We start from the raw sequence: 16,228 nt of genomic DNA, 5'->3' as shown, positions 1-16,228 counted from the left end.
CTCCGATCACTCGGGACTGATCGAGGTGCGTCTCAGACGGAGACCAGGTCGCAGACGAAGATCAGCGTCTCGCCCGGGGCAATGGCGCCGCCGGCGCCGCGGTCGCCGTAGGCGAGGTGGGCCGGGATGGTCAGCCGGCGGCGGCCGCCGACCTTCATGCCCTGGATGCCCTGGTCCCAGCCGGAGATGACCTGGCCGGCACCCAGCTTGAACTCCAGCGGGTTGCCGCGGTTCCAGGAGGCGTCGAACTCCTCGCCGGTGGAGAAGGCCACGCCGACGTAGTGGACCTTGACGAAGTCGCCGGCCTTGGCGACGGCGCCGTCGCCCTCCCAGATCTCCTTGATCTCCAGGTCCGCCGGCGGCTGACCCTCGGGGAAGTCGATCTCGGGCTTGTCGATGCTCACGTAATGCTCCTACTTATCGCTATGGGCAACCCGGACAGTCTTACACTGCTCCGAGGATGTCCACGACGAAGACCAGGGTCGAGTTGGCCGGGATGTCCGCGCCCTGGGCCTTGTCCTTGTAGCCCTGCTCCGGCGGGATGACCAGCAGGACACGGCTGCCGACCTTCTTGCCGACGAGACCCTTGTCCCAGCCCTCGATGACCTGGCCCTGACCGATCGCGGTCGAGAACGGGGCGCCGGTCTTCCAGGACGTGTCGAACAGCTTCGCCTGAGGCAGGCCCTCGTTGGGCTTCCAGGTGGCGCCGCTGTACTGCATGTAGACGGTCTGGCCGCTCTTGACCTCGGCGCCCTTGCCCTCGATGAGGACCTGGTCGACGAGCTTCTTCGGCGGGTCGTTCTTGGGGACCGTGATCGTGGCCGCCTCGTCCTTGTCCGCCTTGATCTGCGGCAGGTCGGACGGGATGGCGGCCTGGGTGCCCTCGACCTTCTTCGGCATCACGCTGTCGACGTCGAGGACGAAGACCAGGTTGTCGGTACCGGAGACGCCGAGCTCCTGCTTGCCCGCGGCGCCGAACGCGGCGGACGGCGGGGCGACGACCAGGACGCGGGCGCCGACCTTCTGGCCGAGCACCGCCTCGCTGAACGCGGGGATGTAGGTCTGCGAGCCGGCCGGGATGACCTGGGGCACGCCGTCCTTGTCGTAGGAACCGGCGAGGTCCTTGCCGCTCTTCCAGATCTTCCCGGTGTACTTCGTCACCGCGAGGTCGTCCTTCTTGACCTCGGGGCCGGTGCCCGCGGTCAGCGTCTTGACGACGAACTTCCCGCTCGGGTCGCCCTTGGGGATGGTGATCGTGGGCTTCTTGCCCAGGTCGCCCGCGACGGTGGGCATCGGCGAGGCGTCGGACACCGGCTTGGGAGCGGCGGGCTGGGACGCCTGGCCGGAGGGGGAGGCGGACGCGTCCTTCTTCTTCGCCGAGTCGTCACCTCCTCCGCAGGCCGCGGTGAGCATCAAGGCCGGCACGATGAGCGCGGCAGCAAGTCGGCGTCGCACAGTGGTCCTCGGGGTAGCTGGAACGGTCGGAGCCGCCACTCTACGGCCCCACTCCGGTACCACAAGGGTCCGGCATGCCCGGGGGCCCCGCACGCAACAGCGCACGGGGCCCCGGTCACGACCACTGATGCCGTCTCACATACCGGCGATCAGCTTCTCCACCCGGTCGTCCACCGACCGGAACGGGTCCTTGCACAACACGGTGCGCTGCGCCTGGTCGTTGAGCTTCAGGTGCACCCAGTCGACGGTGAAGTCCCGGCGCTGCTCCTGGGCACGGCGGATGAAGTCGCCGCGCAGGCGGGCCCTGGTGGTCTGCGGGGGCACCGACTTGCCCTCGAAGATCTTCAGGTCGTTGCAGATCCTGGCCGCCTGGCCCTTGCGCTCCAGGAGGTAGTACAGGCCCCGCCGGCGGTGGATGTCGTGGTAGGCGAGGTCTATCTGCGCGACGCGCGGGTGCGACATGGTCATGTTGTTCTTGGCCCGGTACCGCTCGATGAGCTTGTACTTCATGACCCAGTCGATCTCGGTGCCGATCCGGTCGAGGTCCTCGGCCTCGATCGCGTCCAGGGTGCGGCCCCACAGTTCGAGGACCTGGTCGACGGTGCCGGTGCGGATGCCGCGGCGCTCCACGAAGTCCACGGCCTTCTCGTAGTACTCGCGCTGCACTTCGAGGGCGGAGGCCTCGCGCCCGCTGGCCAGGCGCACCTTGCGCTGGCCCGTGAGGTCGTGCGAGACCTCGCGGATGGCTCGGATCGGGTTCTCCAGGGTGAGGTCGCGCATGACCGTACCGGCTTCGATCATGCGCAGGACGAGGTCGGTGGCGCCGACCTTCAACAGCATGGTCGTCTCGGACATGTTGGAGTCGCCGACGATGACGTGCAGGCGCCGGTAGCGCTCGGCGTCCGCGTGCGGCTCGTCCCGGGTGTTGATGATGGGGCGCGAGCGGGTGGTGGCGGAGCTGACGCCCTCCCAGATGTGTTCGGCGCGCTGGCTGACGCAGTAGACCGCGCCGCGCGGGGTCTGCAGCACCTTGCCGGCGCCGCAGATCAACTGGCGGGTGACGAGGAACGGAATGAGGATGTCCGCGAGCCGGGAGAACTCTCCGTGCCGGGCGACGAGATAGTTCTCGTGGCATCCGTAGGAGTTTCCCGCCGAGTCGGTGTTGTTCTTGAAGAGATAGACGTCGCCCGCGATTCCCTCCTCGTGCAGGCGGCGTTCGGCGTCGACGAGCAGGCCTTCGAGAATGCGCTCGCCGGCTTTGTCGTGGGTGACCAGTTCGGTCACGTTGTCGCATTCGGGAGTTGCGTATTCCGGATGCGATCCCACGTCCAGGTAGAGGCGGGCGCCGTTCCGCAGAAAGACGTTGCTGCTGCGGCCCCATGACACAACACGGCGGAAGAGGTAGCGCGCCACTTCGTCAGGAGACAGTCGGCGCTGTCCCCTGAACGTGCACGTGACGCCGTACTCGTTCTCCAGCCCGAAAATGCGGCGGTCCATGAGTGAACATTACGCCTGATGGCCTGAGCTGAAACCGGGTTCGACGGCACGGTTTCGATCATTTTCGTCAACTCCGGCGACATCAAGCCGACGCCCGGGAGCTGCCAGGACGCGCTGGGTGGCCAGGAGTACGACGAGGGCCGCGATGCCGCCGCCGCCCGCGACCGCGAAACTGGCGCCCGTTCCGCCGAGTTCGACCGCCGGGCCCGCGGCCGCCGTGCCGAGCGCGGTGCCGACGCCGAACGCCGTCACCAGCCAGGAGAACGCCTCGGTGACCGTGCCGCGCGGGGCGTGCCGGTCGACGACGATGAACGCGCAGGCGATGGACGGCGCGAGGAAGAGGCCGGAGACGACGGTGAGCGCGGCCATCGCGGGCACGCCGGGGACCAGCGTCAGCGGCAGGTAGCCGACCGCGAGCAGCGCGACCAGAATCCGCAGCCGCTTCTCGGGGGCCCCGCTCCACTGCCGGGCCCCGTAGACGAGCCCGCCGAGCAGCGCGCCGAGTCCGTTGGCGGTCATCAGCCAGCCGTAGATCGTGTCGCTGCCGTGGTCGTCGGCGTAGGCGGACGCGGCGACGATGATGGCGCCGAGCGCGAGGCCGACGAAGAAGAAGGAGCCGAGCAGCGCGAGGAGTCCGGGCGAGCGCAGTGCGCCGAGCCAGTGCGCCTCGCGGGGCGCCGAACGCCAGGTCCTGGACGGCTCGGAGAGTACGACGCTGAGCGCGCCGAGCACCCCGAGCGCGTTGATGAGCAGCAGCGCGGTGGCGGGCGACCAGAGCGCGATGGACACGGTGACGAGCAGCGGGCCGACCGTGAACATCACCTCCTGGGCTATCGCGTCCATGGCGTACGCGGTGTGCACCTGGTCCTCGCGCTTGAGGACGCTGGGCCACAGGGCGCGCAGACCGCCCTCCAGGGGCGGAGTGGCGAGCCCGGCGACGAGTACGGCCGCGTACGCGACGGCCACCGGCTCGATGCCGACGACGGCGAGCAGGACCATGCCGAGGGCCGCGAGGACGGAGGCGGGGAGCATCACGCGCGGCTGTCCGTACAGGTCGACGGCGCGCCCGAGCAGCGGCTGGCCGACGGCCGTGGCCAGGCCGTACACGGCGGTCAGCGCGCCCGCGAGGGAGTAGCTGCCGCCCTCGGCCCGCACGAGGAAGACGACCGCGATCGCGGCGGTCGCGTTCGGCAGCCGGCCGGTGAGCGTGCCCGCGAGCAGCCGCGCGGCGTGCCGGGTCCGAAGGATCTCCGCGTATCCCGCCGCCATGGCCACTCCTCACGTGTTACGTATAACTTCCGAGGTCATACGTACCATGTGGCAAGCCTGCGGGTCTACCCCGCACCCGCCGACCAGCCGCCCTGGAGGACCTGTGACCAGCCCGGACATCCCGGAGTCCACGCCGACGGCGGCCCGCGCGGGGGTGCGCGCCGCCCGCGCCGCGATGTCCGGCCGGCCGGCCGGGTCCCGGCCCACCAGCAGGGACGTGGCGAGCGCGGCGGGCGTCTCGCAGGCCACCGTCTCGCTGGTCCTGGGCGACAAGTGGCGGGGCCGGGTCTCGGAGCGGACCGCGGGCCTGGTCAGGGAGGCCGCACGGGAGCTCGGCTACCGCCCCAACCTGGCCGCGCGCAGCCTGCGGCTCGGCCGCACCAGGACGGCGCTGCTCGTCGTGCCCGCCATGACCAGCGAGTTCTTCGCCCAGGTCTACGCGGGCGCGGCCAAGGTCGCCGCCGAGCACGGCTTCGGCGTGGTGCTCTACCCCTCCCCCGAGGGCATCGGCCCGGCCCGCGACCCCTTCGACTCCGCGCGCACCGCGCTCGACGGGGTCATCGCCTCCTCGATGGCGGCGGGCGCGCTCGCCTCGATCCGCGGCAGCGACCTGCCGCTGGTCATGCTCGACAGCGACCCCGACGAGCCCGGGCCCGCGGCCCACGTCAACCTCGACATCGCCGACGGCGTACGGCGCCTGACGGAGCATCTGCTCGGGCTCGGCCACCGCCGGTTCGTCCACGTCGCGGCCGACGTGGACTCCTGGACGTTCGTCGTCCGCGCCCGCGCGCTGACGGACGCGCTCGCCGGGGTGCCGGGCGCCGAACTGCGTACGGTCCGGGCGGCGCTCGGCGTGGACTCCGGGCGGGAGGCCGCCGAGCAGGCCCTGCGCGCCGCCGGCCCGCGCCCGACGGCGCTGGTCTGCGACGACGACTTCCTGGCCGCGGGCGCCTGCAAGGCGGCCCACCGGCTCGGCCTTCGCATCCCCGACGACGTGTCGGTCACCGGGTTCGACGGCCTCACCCTCGCCACCGCCCTTGAGCCGGAGCTCACCACGCTCGCGCTGCCCGCCGAGCAGGTCGGCGCCCGCGGCATGGCCGCGCTGCTCGCCGTCCTGGAGGGGCGCCCGCCCGAGACCGGGGACCTGCCCGTCTCACTGGCGGTACGGGGCTCAACGGCCGCGCCCCGGCCCACCTGAGGCGGAACCGGGGCGCGTGAGGCAGCGGGGGGGGGACTACTCGTCCTCCGCCTCCTCCAGGTCCGAGGGGGCCTCGGTGGGCTCCGTCTTGGCCACATCCGCCTGGAGCAGCCGGGAGAGCTGACGGCCGACGATCCGCTTGAACTTCCGCTGCTGCGGCCGCGTCCGGTCGAGGACCGCGACCTCAAGGCGCTCGGCGGGGATCTCCCGGTCCGCGCCGTTCGTCTGGTTCGACAAGGCCTGCACGGCCAGCCTCAGCGCCTCGGCGAGCGACATGCCGTCCTGGTGGCGCTGGTCCAGGAACGTGCTGATCTGTTCGGCGTTGCCGCCGACCGCGACCGAGCCGTGCTCGTCCACGATCGAGCCGTCGTGCGGCAGCCGGTAGATCTGGTCCTCTTCGGGCGTGCTGCCGACCTCGGCGACGACCAGCTCCACCTCGTACGGCTTCTCGCCGACACTGGAGAAGATGGTGCCCAGAGTCTGCGCGTAGACGTTGGCGAGCCCACGGGCCGTCACGTCGTCGCGGTCGTAGGTGTATCCGCGCAGATCCGCGTAACGGACGCCGCCGATGCGGAGGTTCTCGTACTCGTTGTACTTGCCGGCGGCCGCGAAGCCGATCCGGTCGTAGATCTCGCTGAACTTGTGCAGCGCGCGGGACGGGTTCTCACCGACGAACACGATGCCGTCGGCGTACTGGATCACGACCAGGCTGCGGCCGCGGGCGATGCCCTTGCGGGCGTACTCCGCACGGTCGGCCATGGCCTGCTGGGGTGAGACATAGAACGGGGTCGACACCGGCTAACCGTCCCTTTCTGTCAGTGGCGAAGTCATCTCGGGGCCTGCTCGGGCCTCAGAGGAGGGAGGCCCGCGGGCCGTCGGGCTGCTCCAGCCGCCGTTCCAGGATGGTGCGGGCGAGCTCGGAGGACTCCGCCTCGGTGAGCCTGCGGAAGCCGTCCTCGGTGATGACGGTGACGATCGGGAAGATCCGGCGCGCCATGTCCGGGCCGCCGGTCGCCGAGTCGTCGTCGGCGGCGTCGTAGAGCGCCTGGATGACGAGCGTGGTCGTCTCCTGCTCCGTCAGATCGTCGCGGTAGAGCTTCTTCATGGAGCCCCGGGCGAAGATCGAGCCGGAGCCGGTGGCGGCGAAGCCGTGCTCCTCGGACCGGCCGCCGGTGACGTCGTAGGAGAAGATCCGGCCCTTCTCGCGGTCCACGTCGTAGCCCGCGAAGAGCGGGACCACGGCGAGGCCCTGCATGGCCATGCCCAGGTTGCTGCGGATCATCGTGGAGAGCCGGTTGGCCTTGCCCTCCAGGGAGAGCGTGGCGCCTTCGACCTTCTCGAAGTGCTCCAGCTCCAGCTGGAAGAGCTTGACCATCTCGACCGCGAGGCCGGCGGTGCCGGCGATGCCGACCGCCGAGTACTCGTCGGCCGGGAAGACCTTCTCGATGTCGCGCTGGGCGATCATGTTGCCCATCGTGGCCCGCCGGTCGCCGGCCAGGACGACCCCGCCGGGGAACGTCGCCGCGACGATCGTCGTGCCGTGCGGCGCTTCGATGTGACCCTGCACGGGCGGCAGGGCGCGCTTGCCGGGCAGCATCTCCGGCGAGTGCTCGGACAGGAAGTCCATGAATGAGGAGGAGCCAGGCGTCAGGAAGGCAGCTGGTAGACGCCCGGTGCCACGAGTGTTGGCTTCCACGAGTTTCCTTCCAAGTAGGCGGCAGCCCGACGGACGGTGTTGGGGTCGTCTCCCAACTTGCCGATGGCCGAATTGCAGTTGAAGCAGAGTACGCCTCGGACCTTACCCGTCTTGTGGCAGTGATCCACATGCGCGGCCGGAGCAGACAAACATATGCAGCAGACGCCCCCTTGAGAGGCAATCAACCCGTCGCGTTCGGCTTCCGTGATGCCGTACTGGCGCTTGAGGTGGTCCTGCCGCCCGCGCTCGGCCCTGCACGCTTTGCAGCGGGTCGACAGACCATCCGATGCGGTCGCATTGCGATGCCATTCACTGTGAGGTTTGGCCTCGCCACACGTCCGACAGAGCTTGTGCCCAGCCGGGACATCCACCTGTTCCCGAACCGGCTTGCCCATGGCCTCCCGGCGACGCCGGTAGTGCGTGGCGCTGCACTCCGCCACGCACTCCCGGCAGTGCACCTGCAGGCCGTCACGCCGATTCTTGTCCCTCGCGAATGCAGCAAGAGGCCGATCTCGCGTGCATTTCCTGCATTGCTTTGCGTTCGATTCGCCAGCCACCCTCATCCTCCGCCACCTTCGATTCGAAGGGAAAAGCGGCGCGATAGCCTTTACTGTCCACCTTTTTGCACGAATGAGCGCACGAAATCCTCGGCGTTCTCCTCGAGGACGTCGTCGATCTCGTCCAGCACCGAGTCCACGTCGTCCGACAACTTCTCCTGCCGCTCCTTGAGGTCTTCCGAAGCCTGCGCGTCCTGCGCCTGCTCCTCGACCTCCTCGGTGGAGCGCGTCGCCTTCTGCTGGCCGCCGCCGGTGTCCTTGGTCGCCATCTACCTCACCCCGCTCGGTTCGATGTCCTTGATCAGACCCTACAAGCAGGGTCTGACATCGGCCCCGCACTTCGTGGAACGTGCGGGGCCTACCTCTGTGTTTCCCACACCTGCGGCCTTTCAGCCGCCTGAGAGCACCCGCACCAGATCTTCGGCCGTGCGGCACCGGTCGAGCAGCGCCTTCACGTGATTACGCGTTCCGCGTAGGGGTTCCAGGGTTGGCACCCGCTGCAGCGAGTCACGGCCCGGCAGGTCGAAGATCACCGAGTCCCAGGAGGCCGCCGCGACGTCGTCCGCGTACTGCTCCAGGCAGCGGCCGCGGAAATACGCCCTGGTGTCCTCTGGGGGCTTGGTCTGCGCCCGCAGGACGCCGGGATCGTCCAGGAGGCGCTTCATCTTGCCGCGGGCCACCAGACGGTTGTAGAGACCCTTCTCGGGCCGTACGTCCGCGTACTGGAGGTCCACCAAGTGCAGCCGGGCCGCGTCCCAGTCGAGGCCGTCGCGGCGCCGGTAGCCCTCCATCAGCTCGCGCTTGGCGATCCAGTCGAGCTCGCCCGACAGGCTCATCGGGTCGTTCTCCAGCCGGTTCAGGACGTCCTCCCAGCGGACCAGGACGTCCTTGGTCTGCTCGTCGGCGTCCGCCCCGAACCGCTCCTCGACGTACTTGCGCGCCAGCTCGAAGTACTCCATCTGCAGCTGGACGGCCGTCAGCGTGCGGCCGCTGCGGAGCGTGACCAGGTGTTGCAGGGTGGGGTCGTGCGAGACCTGGTGGAGGGTGCGGACCGGCTGGTCCACGGCCAGGTCGACGTTGATGAACCCTTCCTCGATCATGGACAGGACCAGTGAGGTCGTGCCCAGCTTGAGGTACGTCGAGATCTCCGAGAGGTTCGCGTCGCCGATGATGACGTGCAGGCGGCGGTACTTCTCGGCGTCCGCGTGGGGCTCGTCGCGGGTGTTGATGATCGGGCGCTTGAGGGTCGTCTCCAGGCCGACCTCGACCTCGAAGTAGTCGGCACGCTGGCTGATCTGGAAGCCGTGCTCGTGGCCGTCCTGGCCGATGCCCACCCGTCCGGCGCCGGTGATGACCTGGCGCGAGACGAAGAACGGGGTCAGGTGGCGCACGATGTCCGAGAAGGCGGTCTCCCGCTTCATCAGGTAGTTCTCGTGCGTGCCGTACGAGGCGCCCTTGTTGTCGGTGTTGTTCTTGTACAGGTGGATCGGCTGGGCGCCGGGGAGTTGGGCCGCGCGCTCGGCCGCCTCGGCCATGATGCGCTCGCCGGCCTTGTCCCACAGGACGGCGTCGCGCGGGTTGGTGACTTCGGGTGAGCTGTACTCGGGGTGCGCGTGGTCGACGTAAAGGCGCGCCCCGTTGGTGAGGATGACGTTGGCGAGGCCGATGTCCTCGTCGGTCAACTGGCTTGAGTCTGCGGCCTCGCGGGCGAGGTCGAAGCCGCGGGCGTCCCGCAGCGGGTTCTCCTCCTCGAAGTCCCAGCGGGCGCGGCGCGCCCGGTGCATCGCCGCCGCGTAGGCGTTGACGATCTGGGACGAGGTGAGCATGGCATTGGCGTTGGGGTGGCCGGGGACGGAGATCCCGTACTCCGTCTCGATGCCCATTACTCGCCGTACGGTCATGCGGCCCTCCTTGCCCGGCGGCGCTCCCCCGCGGGAGCGGCGCTCAAGTACCGCTGGTTCTCCGGTGCGTGTGCGGTGCCCGTCCCCGCACTGCGCGACTCGGCGGTACCGAAGAGCCTAGAACGCCTTTGCGCTGGTGGGGAGATCAATTCCGTCATTGCTGTTGCCCTGCTTGTGGCCTGAAAAGCAGTCGGCTGCGGATGCCCGCCCGGGCACCCGCAGCCGGCCTGCCTTTTACAGGTACTGACCGGTGTTGGCCACCGTGTCGATGGAGCGTCCGGTGTCCGCGCCCTGCTTTCCGGTGACGAGGGTGCGGATGAATACGATCCGCTCGCCCTTCTTTCCGGAAATCCTGGCCCAGTCGTCCGGGTTGGTGGTGTTCGGCAGGTCCTCGTTCTCCTTGAACTCGTCCACGCAAGCCTGGAGGAGGTGGGAGATCCGAAGGCCCTTCTGGTTCTGGTCGAGGAAGGCCTTGATGGCCATCTTCTTGGCCCGGTCCACGATGTTCTGGATCATGGCGCCGGAGTTGAAGTCCTTGAAGTACAGGACTTCCTTGTCACCGTTGGCGTAGGTGACTTCGAGGAAGCGGTTCTCCTCGGTCTCCGCGTACATCTGCTCCACCACGGACTGGATCATCGCGTGGGTGGTGCCGTCCGCGTCCCCGCCGTGTTCGGCGAGGTCGTCGGCGTGCAGCGGCAGCGAGGAGCGGAGGTACTTGGCGAAGATGTCCTTGGCGGCCTCCGCGTCCGGACGCTCGATCTTGATCTTCACGTCGAGCCGGCCGGGCCGCAGGATCGCGGGGTCGATCATGTCCTCGCGGTTGGAGGCGCCGATGACGATGACGTTCTCCAGGCCCTCCACACCGTCGATCTCGGCGAGCAGCTGCGGAACGATGGTGTTCTCCACGTCCGAGCTGACGCCGGATCCGCGGGTGCGGAAGAGGGATTCCATCTCGTCGAAGAAGACGATGACGGGGGTGCCCTCGCTCGCCTTCTCCCGCGCACGCTGGAAGACGAGGCGGATGTGCCGCTCGGTCTCGCCGACGTACTTGTTGAGGAGCTCGGGGCCCTTGATGTTGAGGAAGTAGCTCTTCCCCGCGGGTTGGCCGGTCACCTCGGCGACCTTCTTGGCAAGGGAGTTGGCGACCGCCTTCGCGATCAGCGTCTTGCCGCATCCCGGCGGGCCGTAGAGCAGGATGCCCTTCGGCGGCCGCAGTTCGTGCTCCTTGAAGAGGTCGGGGTAGAGGTAGGGGAGTTCGACCGCGTCGCGGATCAGCTCGATCTGGTTGCCCAGACCGCCGATCTTGTCGTAGTCGACGTCCGGGACCTCTTCGAGGACGAGTTCCTCGACCTCGCTCTTCGGCACCACTTCGTAGACGTAGCCGGACCTGGGTTCCAGCAGGAGCGCATCGCCGGGGCGGATGGTGATGTCCAGGAGCGGCTCGGCGAGCCTCACCACCCGTTCCTCGTCGGTGTGCCCGACCACCAGGGCGCGCTCGCCGTCCTCCAGGATCTCCTTGAGGGTGACGATGTCCCCGGCGCGCTCGAACTCCATGGCCTCGACCACGTTGAGTGCTTCGTTGAGCATGACTTCCTGGCCGCGCCTCAGGTCGTCGAGCTCGACGCTGGGGCTGACGTTCACCCGGAGCTTGCGGCCCCCGGTGAAGATGTCGGCGGTGCCGTCCTCGTTGGACTGCAGGAAGACTCCGAAGCCGGCCGGCGGCTGCGCGAGCCGGTCGACCTCCTCCTTGAGGGCCACGATCTGGTCGCGGGCCTCGCGGAGCGTGTTGGCGAGCCGCTCGTTCTGCGCGGACACGCCCGCCAGACTGGTCTGCAGCTCGACGATCCGCTCTTCGAGAATCCTCGTATGACGCGGCGAGTCGGCGAGCTTACGTCGCAGGACGGCGATTTCCTGCTCTAGATAGGCAACCTGGCCGGCTGGGTCCTCAGACCCCCGCCCGGGCCGGATGCCGCGGTTGATGTCGTCGTCGTGGGCTGCCACGGTCCTCACCTCCTCCAAGGGGAGCTGGACGCTTCCTGACCCTACCTGGGCTGGTGGTGATTGAAACCCCTAGATCACAAAGACTCTGAGGTGTGTCTGATCTTCACCCTTGCGCTCTCCCTCACGCCAGGGGAATACCCACCCATCAACATCGGAAAGCGGGCGGTTGTTATCGTCGATGGCGTCAACACCCGTCAGGGCTGGCACCGATTGATTCACTCGCGCAGGAACGGCAGGCACATGAACGAGGCGCTCGAAGTCTGGATCGACCAGGACCTGTGCACCGGCGACGGCATCTGCGTCCAGTACGCCCCCGAGGTCTTCGAGCTGGACATCGACGGGCTTGCGTATGTGAAGAGTTCCGAGGACGAGTTGCTGCAGGCGCCCAGGGCCACAACACCCGTACCGCTGCCGCTGCTCCAGGACGTCGTGGACTCCGCGAAGGAGTGCCCGGGCGACTGCATTCACGTACGCCGGGTTTCGGACAGCGTCGAGGTGTACGGTCCCGACGCGGAGTGAGCGGAGGGTGACCCGGTGCTACTCGGGGCCGCTCAGACGCCCGTCGCGGCGGCGCCGGTCGAGCGGACGAACTTGCCGCCCTGCCAGCGCCACTTGACCTCCTGGCGTACATCCGGCTCGAAGCGGGGCACGTCGTCGGAGGAGTACCCGAGCAGGGTCGCCGCCACCGCCCCGTCCCGTACGTCGAAGTCGGCGACGGTCTGCTTCCCCTTGGGGTCCAGCAGCGTCGCCACCACGCGCGGCGGGGCCCCCTTCACGACCGGCTTCGTCAGGACGTAGATGCCGCTGGGCGGGGTGCCGCCGCCGGCGTTGCAGTGCACGACCGCGACGGTCTCGGGGACGCCGTCGCCGTCGAGGTCGCCCGAGGCCTTCTTCTCCACCACTGTGCCGATGCTTCCGCAGTCGAGCGGGAAGGTGACCGCGCCCGTGTCGGGGGCGGCCGCCGTCGTGAGGGGGGTGGTGCTTCGCTCGCCGGGTGTCTGGGAGGCCTTGGCGGCGTCCGGCTGCAGGAAGCCCGCGATCGCGACCACGGCGGCCATCGCGGTCGCGGTGGCGATCCAGTGCACGGGGCGGGCGTGGGTGTGCGCGAGCTCAGGGACGGCGGCAGTCTGCACGCGGGAGGTCTCCTGTGAAGGGCGGTGCGAGTGGTGGGGGTGGCCAGCATCGTGCCACACGTCACAGGTGGGCGGAATACCGGGGCAACAGGCTCAACGTAAAGGCGCCGCCGCCGAGTTCCCGTGTCGGTCCGGGAACTCGGCGGCGGCGCCGGTTCGTTGTACGAGGCTCAGCCCCTGAACTGGAAGTCAGTCCTTGTTGGGGCCCTCGTAGTCGTCGCCGTACGCGCCCTTGGCGGGGCGGCGGCGGCGCATCGGCGGTTCCACGCCGTCCGCGAGGCGGCGGGCGGTCACCAGGAAGCCGGTGTGGCCGATCATCCGGTGGTCCGGGCGGACGGCCAAGCCCTCGACGTGCCAGTTGCGGATCATCGATTCCCAGGGCTGCGGCTCGGCGAAACAGCCGATCTCGCGGATGGACTCGACGGTGCGCGAGAGCTGGGTGGTGGTGGCCACGTAGCAGCACAGGATGCCGCCGGGGACGAGCGCCTTGGAGACGGCGTCCAGGCACTCCCAGGGGGCGAGCATGTCCAGGATCACGCGGTCGACGTCGGTGTCCGACAGGTTGTCCTGGAGGTCGCCGACGGTGAGCTGCCAGGCGGGGTGCGGTCCGCCGAAGTAGCGCTCCACGTTCTGCGTGGCGATCTCGGCGAAGTCCTCGCGGCGCTCGTAGGAGTGCAGCATTCCGTGGTCGCCGATGGCGCGCAGCAGGAAGGCGCTCAGCGAGCCCGAGCCGACCCCTGCCTCGACGACGCGGGCGCCGGCGAAGATGTCGGCGAAGGCCAGGATCTGCCCCGCGTCCTTGGGGTAGACCACGGCGGCGCCGCGGGGCATGGACAGGACGAAGTCGGGGAGCAGGGGGCGCAGCGCGAGGTAGGCGACGTTTCCCGTGGTTCGGACAACACTGCCCTCGGGAGCACCGATCAGCTCGTCGTGCGGGAAGGAACCCTTGTGGGTGTGGAAATTCTTCCCGGCTTCGAGCGTGAACGTGTAGTGGCGTCCCTTGGGGTCGGTGAGCTGGACCTGGTCCCCGACCTTGAAGGGCCCGCGACGGCGGGCGGCACCGGTCGGTTCGGACATACGACCAGAGTACCGGCCGTACGGGGCCGCGAACGCCACGGCGACGGCGCCCGGTGTCAGGAGCCGGGCCGCGCCATGGCGGCCACGAAGGCCTTCTCGACGTCGGCCGCGGACAGCACTCCGTAGATCTCGCCGGTCTCCTCGACGACCAGGTACTCGGTGGCGGGGGTGGCTCGGAGCAGGTCGAGCAGTGGCTCTCCGGCGAGTTCGGCCGGGATGCGCATGCCGTCGGTGAGGTCCTGGGCGAGGCCGCTGACGGCGACCCAGGGGCGGCGGTGTTCGGGGACGCCGACGATGGCCGCCTCGCGGACGAGGCCGGTCGGGTCGCCGTGCCCGTCGACGACGACCAGGGCGCGGGCGCCCGCCTCGTTGGCGCGGCGCAGCGCCTCGGAGAGCGGGGTGGTGGACTCGACGGGCACGGCGCGCCGGGTGAGGGTGCGGGCGCGCAGCTCGGGGAGGTGTTCGCGCAGCCGGGCCATGCGCAGGCTGTTGCCGGCGCCGGTCCAGATGATGGCGGCGAGGATGGCGGCGAGCAGCGCGTCGGTGACGGTGTCCATGCCGCTGACCTCGTCGGGCGAGTTGCCGAGAACCCCGGTCTGGGTGAGCAGCGGCAGGCCGATGAGGACGGTGACGGCGAGCGCGCGGCCGACCCAGGCGGCGGCGATGGTGCCGCTCATGGGCTTGCCGGTGATCTTCCAGACGACGGCACGGAGCATGCGGCCGCCGTCCAGGGGCAGGCCGGGCAGCAGGTTGAAGCCGGCCACGATCAGGTTGGAGATCATCAGGCCGGCCAGGAGCACGCCGGGCACGGTGCCGGGCTCGACGGCCTTCATGCCGAGGTAGAAGACGCCGGACAGGACCAGCGAGAGCAGCGGGCCGACGAAGGCGAGGACGAACTCGCGGCCCGGGGTCTCGGTCTCCTTCTCGATCTCGGAGACACCGCCGAAGAATTGGAGCTGGATGCGGCGCACCGGCAGTTTGAAGCGGAGCGCGGCGACGGTGTGGGCGAGTTCGTGAACCAGTACGGAGGCGTAGAAGGCCACGGCGAAGAAGAGCGACACGAGGTAGCGGGCGGCGCCGAGTTCGGGCAGGACCCGGTCGAGCTGGCCGCCGAAGACCCAGGTGATCAGGGCTGCGACCAGGAACCAGCTGGGGGCGACGTAGACGGGCACTCCGAAGGGGCGGCCCATCAGGAGTCCGCCGCCGGGTCCGGAGCGGGGCTGCTTGCCCTTGCCCGGGCCCGGACCCGGGGTGTTGCCGTCCGCGCCGGACTGCGGCCGTCCGCGCTCGCCGCTCTCGCCGCTGTCTTCCACGGGTTCCCTTCGTCGGTACGATGCCTGCTCCGGGAAATCTGCCCCGGAGCCCCGGCCGGACTCGCCTCGTCCGCCGAATGTTCGCTGCATGGTGCGATGCCACGATCATGCAGGGTGAGGGCGCCTGTCGTCGATGGTATTCCGCTCGCTGTCAGTGGCGGGTCGTAGGGTCTGTGTCATGAGTACGAGCACCGGTGGGGCCGCGGCCGCACAGCAGCCAACGTCGCTGTCGCCGTCGCGGGCGAACGACTTCATGCAGTGCCCCTTGCTGTACCGGTTCCGGGTGATCGACCGGCTGCCCGAGAAGCCGAGCGAGGCGGCCACGCGCGGCACGCTGGTGCACGCCGTTCTGGAGCGGCTCTTCGACGACCCGGCCGCCGAGCGAACTGCGCCGCGCGCGAAGTCGATGATCCCGGGGCAGTGGGACCGGCTGCTCGAATCGAAGCCGGAGCTGACCGAGCTGTTCGCCGAGGACACCGGGGGCGAGCGGCTCACCAAGTGGCTGGGCGAGGCCGAGCGCCTGGTGGAGCGGTGGTTCTCGCTGGAGGATCCGACGCGCCTGGAGCCGGTGGAGCGGGAGTTCTTCGTCGAGACCGAGCTGGATTCGGGGCTGCGCCTGCGCGGGGTCATCGACCGGGTGGACGTGGCGCCCACCGGCGAGGTGCGGATCGTCGACTACAAGACGGGCAAGGCCCCGCGGCCGGAGTACGCGGAGGGCGCGCTCTTCCAGATGAAGTTCTACGCCCTGGTGGTGTGGCGGCTGAAGCAGGTCGTGCCGCGCCGGCTCCAGCTGGTCTACCTGGGCAGCGGCGACGTGCTGACGTACGACCCGGTCGAGGCCGATCTCGTCCAGGTGGAGCGGAAGCTGCACGCGCTGTGGGAAGCGATCCGGCTCGCCACCGAGACGGGCGACTGGCGGCCCCGGCCCACCAAGCTGTGCGGCTGGTGCGACCACCAGGCGGTCTGTCCGGAATTCGGTGGGACTCCCCCGGTATACCCGTTGTCCATCAGCCCGGCGCCGGAGTCGGCAGGCTGAGTCCCAGCGGCGGCCGTCGGCCCGGGACGTCCCGGGGTGCCGGTCGCCCGGCCCCTCGCCCGGCCGCACCCACCGCTGGTGAGCAGGGCAGAATG

16 protein-coding genes are annotated in these 16,228 nt (G+C 69.4%); 3 read left to right on the top strand and 13 right to left on the bottom strand.

All coding sequences use genetic code 11. From position 1 onward, the window contains the following. Positions 1 to 32 precede the first annotated feature (32 nt). From OHA17_RS31695 to OHA17_RS31680, 4 genes are all read right to left on the bottom strand, one after another. Entirely contained in the window at positions 33 to 404 is a 372-nt protein-coding gene (locus OHA17_RS31695; RefSeq protein ID WP_406509372.1) for an FKBP-type peptidyl-prolyl cis-trans isomerase, read from the bottom strand. A 40-nt stretch (positions 405 to 444) separates the two neighbouring features. Further along, positions 445 to 1,455, bottom strand: coding sequence for an FKBP-type peptidyl-prolyl cis-trans isomerase (locus OHA17_RS31690; RefSeq protein WP_406509371.1), 1,011 nt, complete (start codon positions 1,453 to 1,455; stop codon positions 445 to 447). A gap of 135 nt (positions 1,456 to 1,590) precedes the next feature. Further along, positions 1,591 to 2,952: a Pup--protein ligase gene (pafA, locus tag OHA17_RS31685; RefSeq protein ID WP_406509370.1), complete on the bottom strand. Its 1,362-nt coding sequence runs from the start codon at positions 2,950 to 2,952 to the stop codon at positions 1,591 to 1,593. 9 nt (positions 2,953 to 2,961) lie between these two features. Next, the gene (locus tag OHA17_RS31680; protein ID WP_406509369.1) at positions 2,962 to 4,221 is read right to left on the bottom strand and encodes an MFS transporter; all 1,260 of its coding nucleotides are present in this window, start codon (positions 4,219 to 4,221) and stop codon (positions 2,962 to 2,964) included. A gap of 175 nt (positions 4,222 to 4,396) precedes the next feature. Between OHA17_RS31680 and OHA17_RS31675 the strand changes: the two genes are divergently transcribed. Continuing rightward, positions 4,397 to 5,419, top strand: coding sequence for a LacI family DNA-binding transcriptional regulator (locus tag OHA17_RS31675; protein WP_406510862.1), 1,023 nt, complete (start codon positions 4,397 to 4,399; stop codon positions 5,417 to 5,419). 36 nt (positions 5,420 to 5,455) lie between these two features. On the opposite strand, the gene prcA is transcribed toward OHA17_RS31675, so the two are convergent. The 6 genes from prcA to arc form a co-directional block, all read right to left on the bottom strand. After that, a complete protein-coding gene (prcA, locus tag OHA17_RS31670; protein WP_398877440.1) occupies positions 5,456 to 6,214 on the bottom strand; it encodes a proteasome subunit alpha in 759 nt (252 codons plus the stop codon). 55 nt (positions 6,215 to 6,269) lie between these two features. Further along, positions 6,270 to 7,115 (bottom strand): proteasome subunit beta, encoded by an 846-nt coding sequence (gene prcB / locus OHA17_RS31665; protein WP_053723505.1) that lies wholly within the window; start codon positions 7,113 to 7,115, stop codon positions 6,270 to 6,272. Next, a complete protein-coding gene (locus OHA17_RS31660) occupies positions 7,067 to 7,678 on the bottom strand; it encodes an endonuclease VII domain-containing protein (RefSeq protein WP_406509368.1) in 612 nt (203 codons plus the stop codon). Before OHA17_RS31660 ends, prcB begins: the two co-directional genes overlap by 49 nt. A gap of 44 nt (positions 7,679 to 7,722) precedes the next feature. Next, complete coding sequence (locus OHA17_RS31655) at positions 7,723 to 7,941, bottom strand: ubiquitin-like protein Pup (RefSeq protein ID WP_016325855.1); 219 nt, start codon at positions 7,939 to 7,941, stop codon at positions 7,723 to 7,725. A 120-nt stretch (positions 7,942 to 8,061) separates the two neighbouring features. Next, the gene (gene dop / locus OHA17_RS31650; RefSeq protein WP_053723503.1) at positions 8,062 to 9,573 is read right to left on the bottom strand and encodes a depupylase/deamidase Dop; all 1,512 of its coding nucleotides are present in this window, start codon (positions 9,571 to 9,573) and stop codon (positions 8,062 to 8,064) included. 234 nt (positions 9,574 to 9,807) lie between these two features. Further along, positions 9,808 to 11,574 (bottom strand): proteasome ATPase, encoded by a 1,767-nt coding sequence (gene arc / locus OHA17_RS31645; RefSeq protein WP_053723538.1) that lies wholly within the window; start codon positions 11,572 to 11,574, stop codon positions 9,808 to 9,810. A gap of 240 nt (positions 11,575 to 11,814) precedes the next feature. Between arc and OHA17_RS31640 the strand changes: the two genes are divergently transcribed. Next, the gene (locus tag OHA17_RS31640; RefSeq protein WP_406509367.1) at positions 11,815 to 12,093 is read left to right on the top strand and encodes a ferredoxin; all 279 of its coding nucleotides are present in this window, start codon (positions 11,815 to 11,817) and stop codon (positions 12,091 to 12,093) included. A 32-nt stretch (positions 12,094 to 12,125) separates the two neighbouring features. Here the strand turns inward: OHA17_RS31640 and OHA17_RS31635 are convergent, their stop codons facing one another. From OHA17_RS31635 to OHA17_RS31625, 3 genes are all read right to left on the bottom strand, one after another. Continuing rightward, positions 12,126 to 12,707 carry a hypothetical protein gene (locus OHA17_RS31635; protein WP_406509366.1) on the bottom strand — a complete coding sequence of 194 codons (582 nt, stop codon included), beginning with the start codon at positions 12,705 to 12,707 and terminating at the stop codon, positions 12,126 to 12,128. Positions 12,708 to 12,896: 189 nt separating this feature from the next. Continuing rightward, positions 12,897 to 13,784, bottom strand: a complete 888-nt coding sequence (locus OHA17_RS31630) for a tRNA (adenine-N1)-methyltransferase (RefSeq protein ID WP_053723500.1) — start codon at positions 13,782 to 13,784, stop codon at positions 12,897 to 12,899. A 56-nt stretch (positions 13,785 to 13,840) separates the two neighbouring features. Next, positions 13,841 to 15,187 carry a site-2 protease family protein gene (locus tag OHA17_RS31625; protein ID WP_406509365.1) on the bottom strand — a complete coding sequence of 449 codons (1,347 nt, stop codon included), beginning with the start codon at positions 15,185 to 15,187 and terminating at the stop codon, positions 13,841 to 13,843. An 88-nt stretch (positions 15,188 to 15,275) separates the two neighbouring features. Between OHA17_RS31625 and OHA17_RS31620 the strand changes: the two genes are divergently transcribed. Next, positions 15,276 to 16,133 (top strand): RecB family exonuclease, encoded by an 858-nt coding sequence (locus OHA17_RS31620; RefSeq protein ID WP_406509364.1) that lies wholly within the window; start codon positions 15,276 to 15,278, stop codon positions 16,131 to 16,133. The last annotated feature ends 95 nt before the right edge of the window (positions 16,134 to 16,228 follow it).

This window comes from Streptomyces sp. NBC_00212 (assembly GCF_045206365.1).
Classification (GTDB): Bacteria; Actinomycetota; Actinomycetes; order Streptomycetales; family Streptomycetaceae; genus Streptomyces.
Note: the sequence above shows the minus strand (reverse complement) of the source record. Positions and strands in the feature narration are given on the sequence as shown.

Coding starts and splice junctions, on each gene's coding strand:
- OHA17_RS31660 (WP_406509368.1), bottom strand. CDS start 7,678: ATGAGGGTGGCTGGCGAATCGAACGCAAAGCAATGCAGGAAATGCACG.
- dop (WP_053723503.1), bottom strand. CDS start 9,573: ATGACCGTACGGCGAGTAATGGGCATCGAGACGGAGTACGGGATCTCC.
- pafA (WP_406509370.1), bottom strand. CDS start 2,952: ATGGACCGCCGCATTTTCGGGCTGGAGAACGAGTACGGCGTCACGTGC.
- OHA17_RS31620 (WP_406509364.1), top strand. CDS start 15,276: ATGAGTACGAGCACCGGTGGGGCCGCGGCCGCACAGCAGCCAACGTCG.
- OHA17_RS31630 (WP_053723500.1), bottom strand. CDS start 13,784: ATGTCCGAACCGACCGGTGCCGCCCGCCGTCGCGGGCCCTTCAAGGTC.
- OHA17_RS31655 (WP_016325855.1), bottom strand. CDS start 7,941: ATGGCGACCAAGGACACCGGCGGCGGCCAGCAGAAGGCGACGCGCTCC.
- OHA17_RS31680 (WP_406509369.1), bottom strand. CDS start 4,221: ATGGCGGCGGGATACGCGGAGATCCTTCGGACCCGGCACGCCGCGCGG.
- OHA17_RS31640 (WP_406509367.1), top strand. CDS start 11,815: ATGAACGAGGCGCTCGAAGTCTGGATCGACCAGGACCTGTGCACCGGC.
- OHA17_RS31675 (WP_406510862.1), top strand. CDS start 4,397: ATGTCCGGCCGGCCGGCCGGGTCCCGGCCCACCAGCAGGGACGTGGCG.
- OHA17_RS31625 (WP_406509365.1), bottom strand. CDS start 15,187: ATGCAGCGAACATTCGGCGGACGAGGCGAGTCCGGCCGGGGCTCCGGG.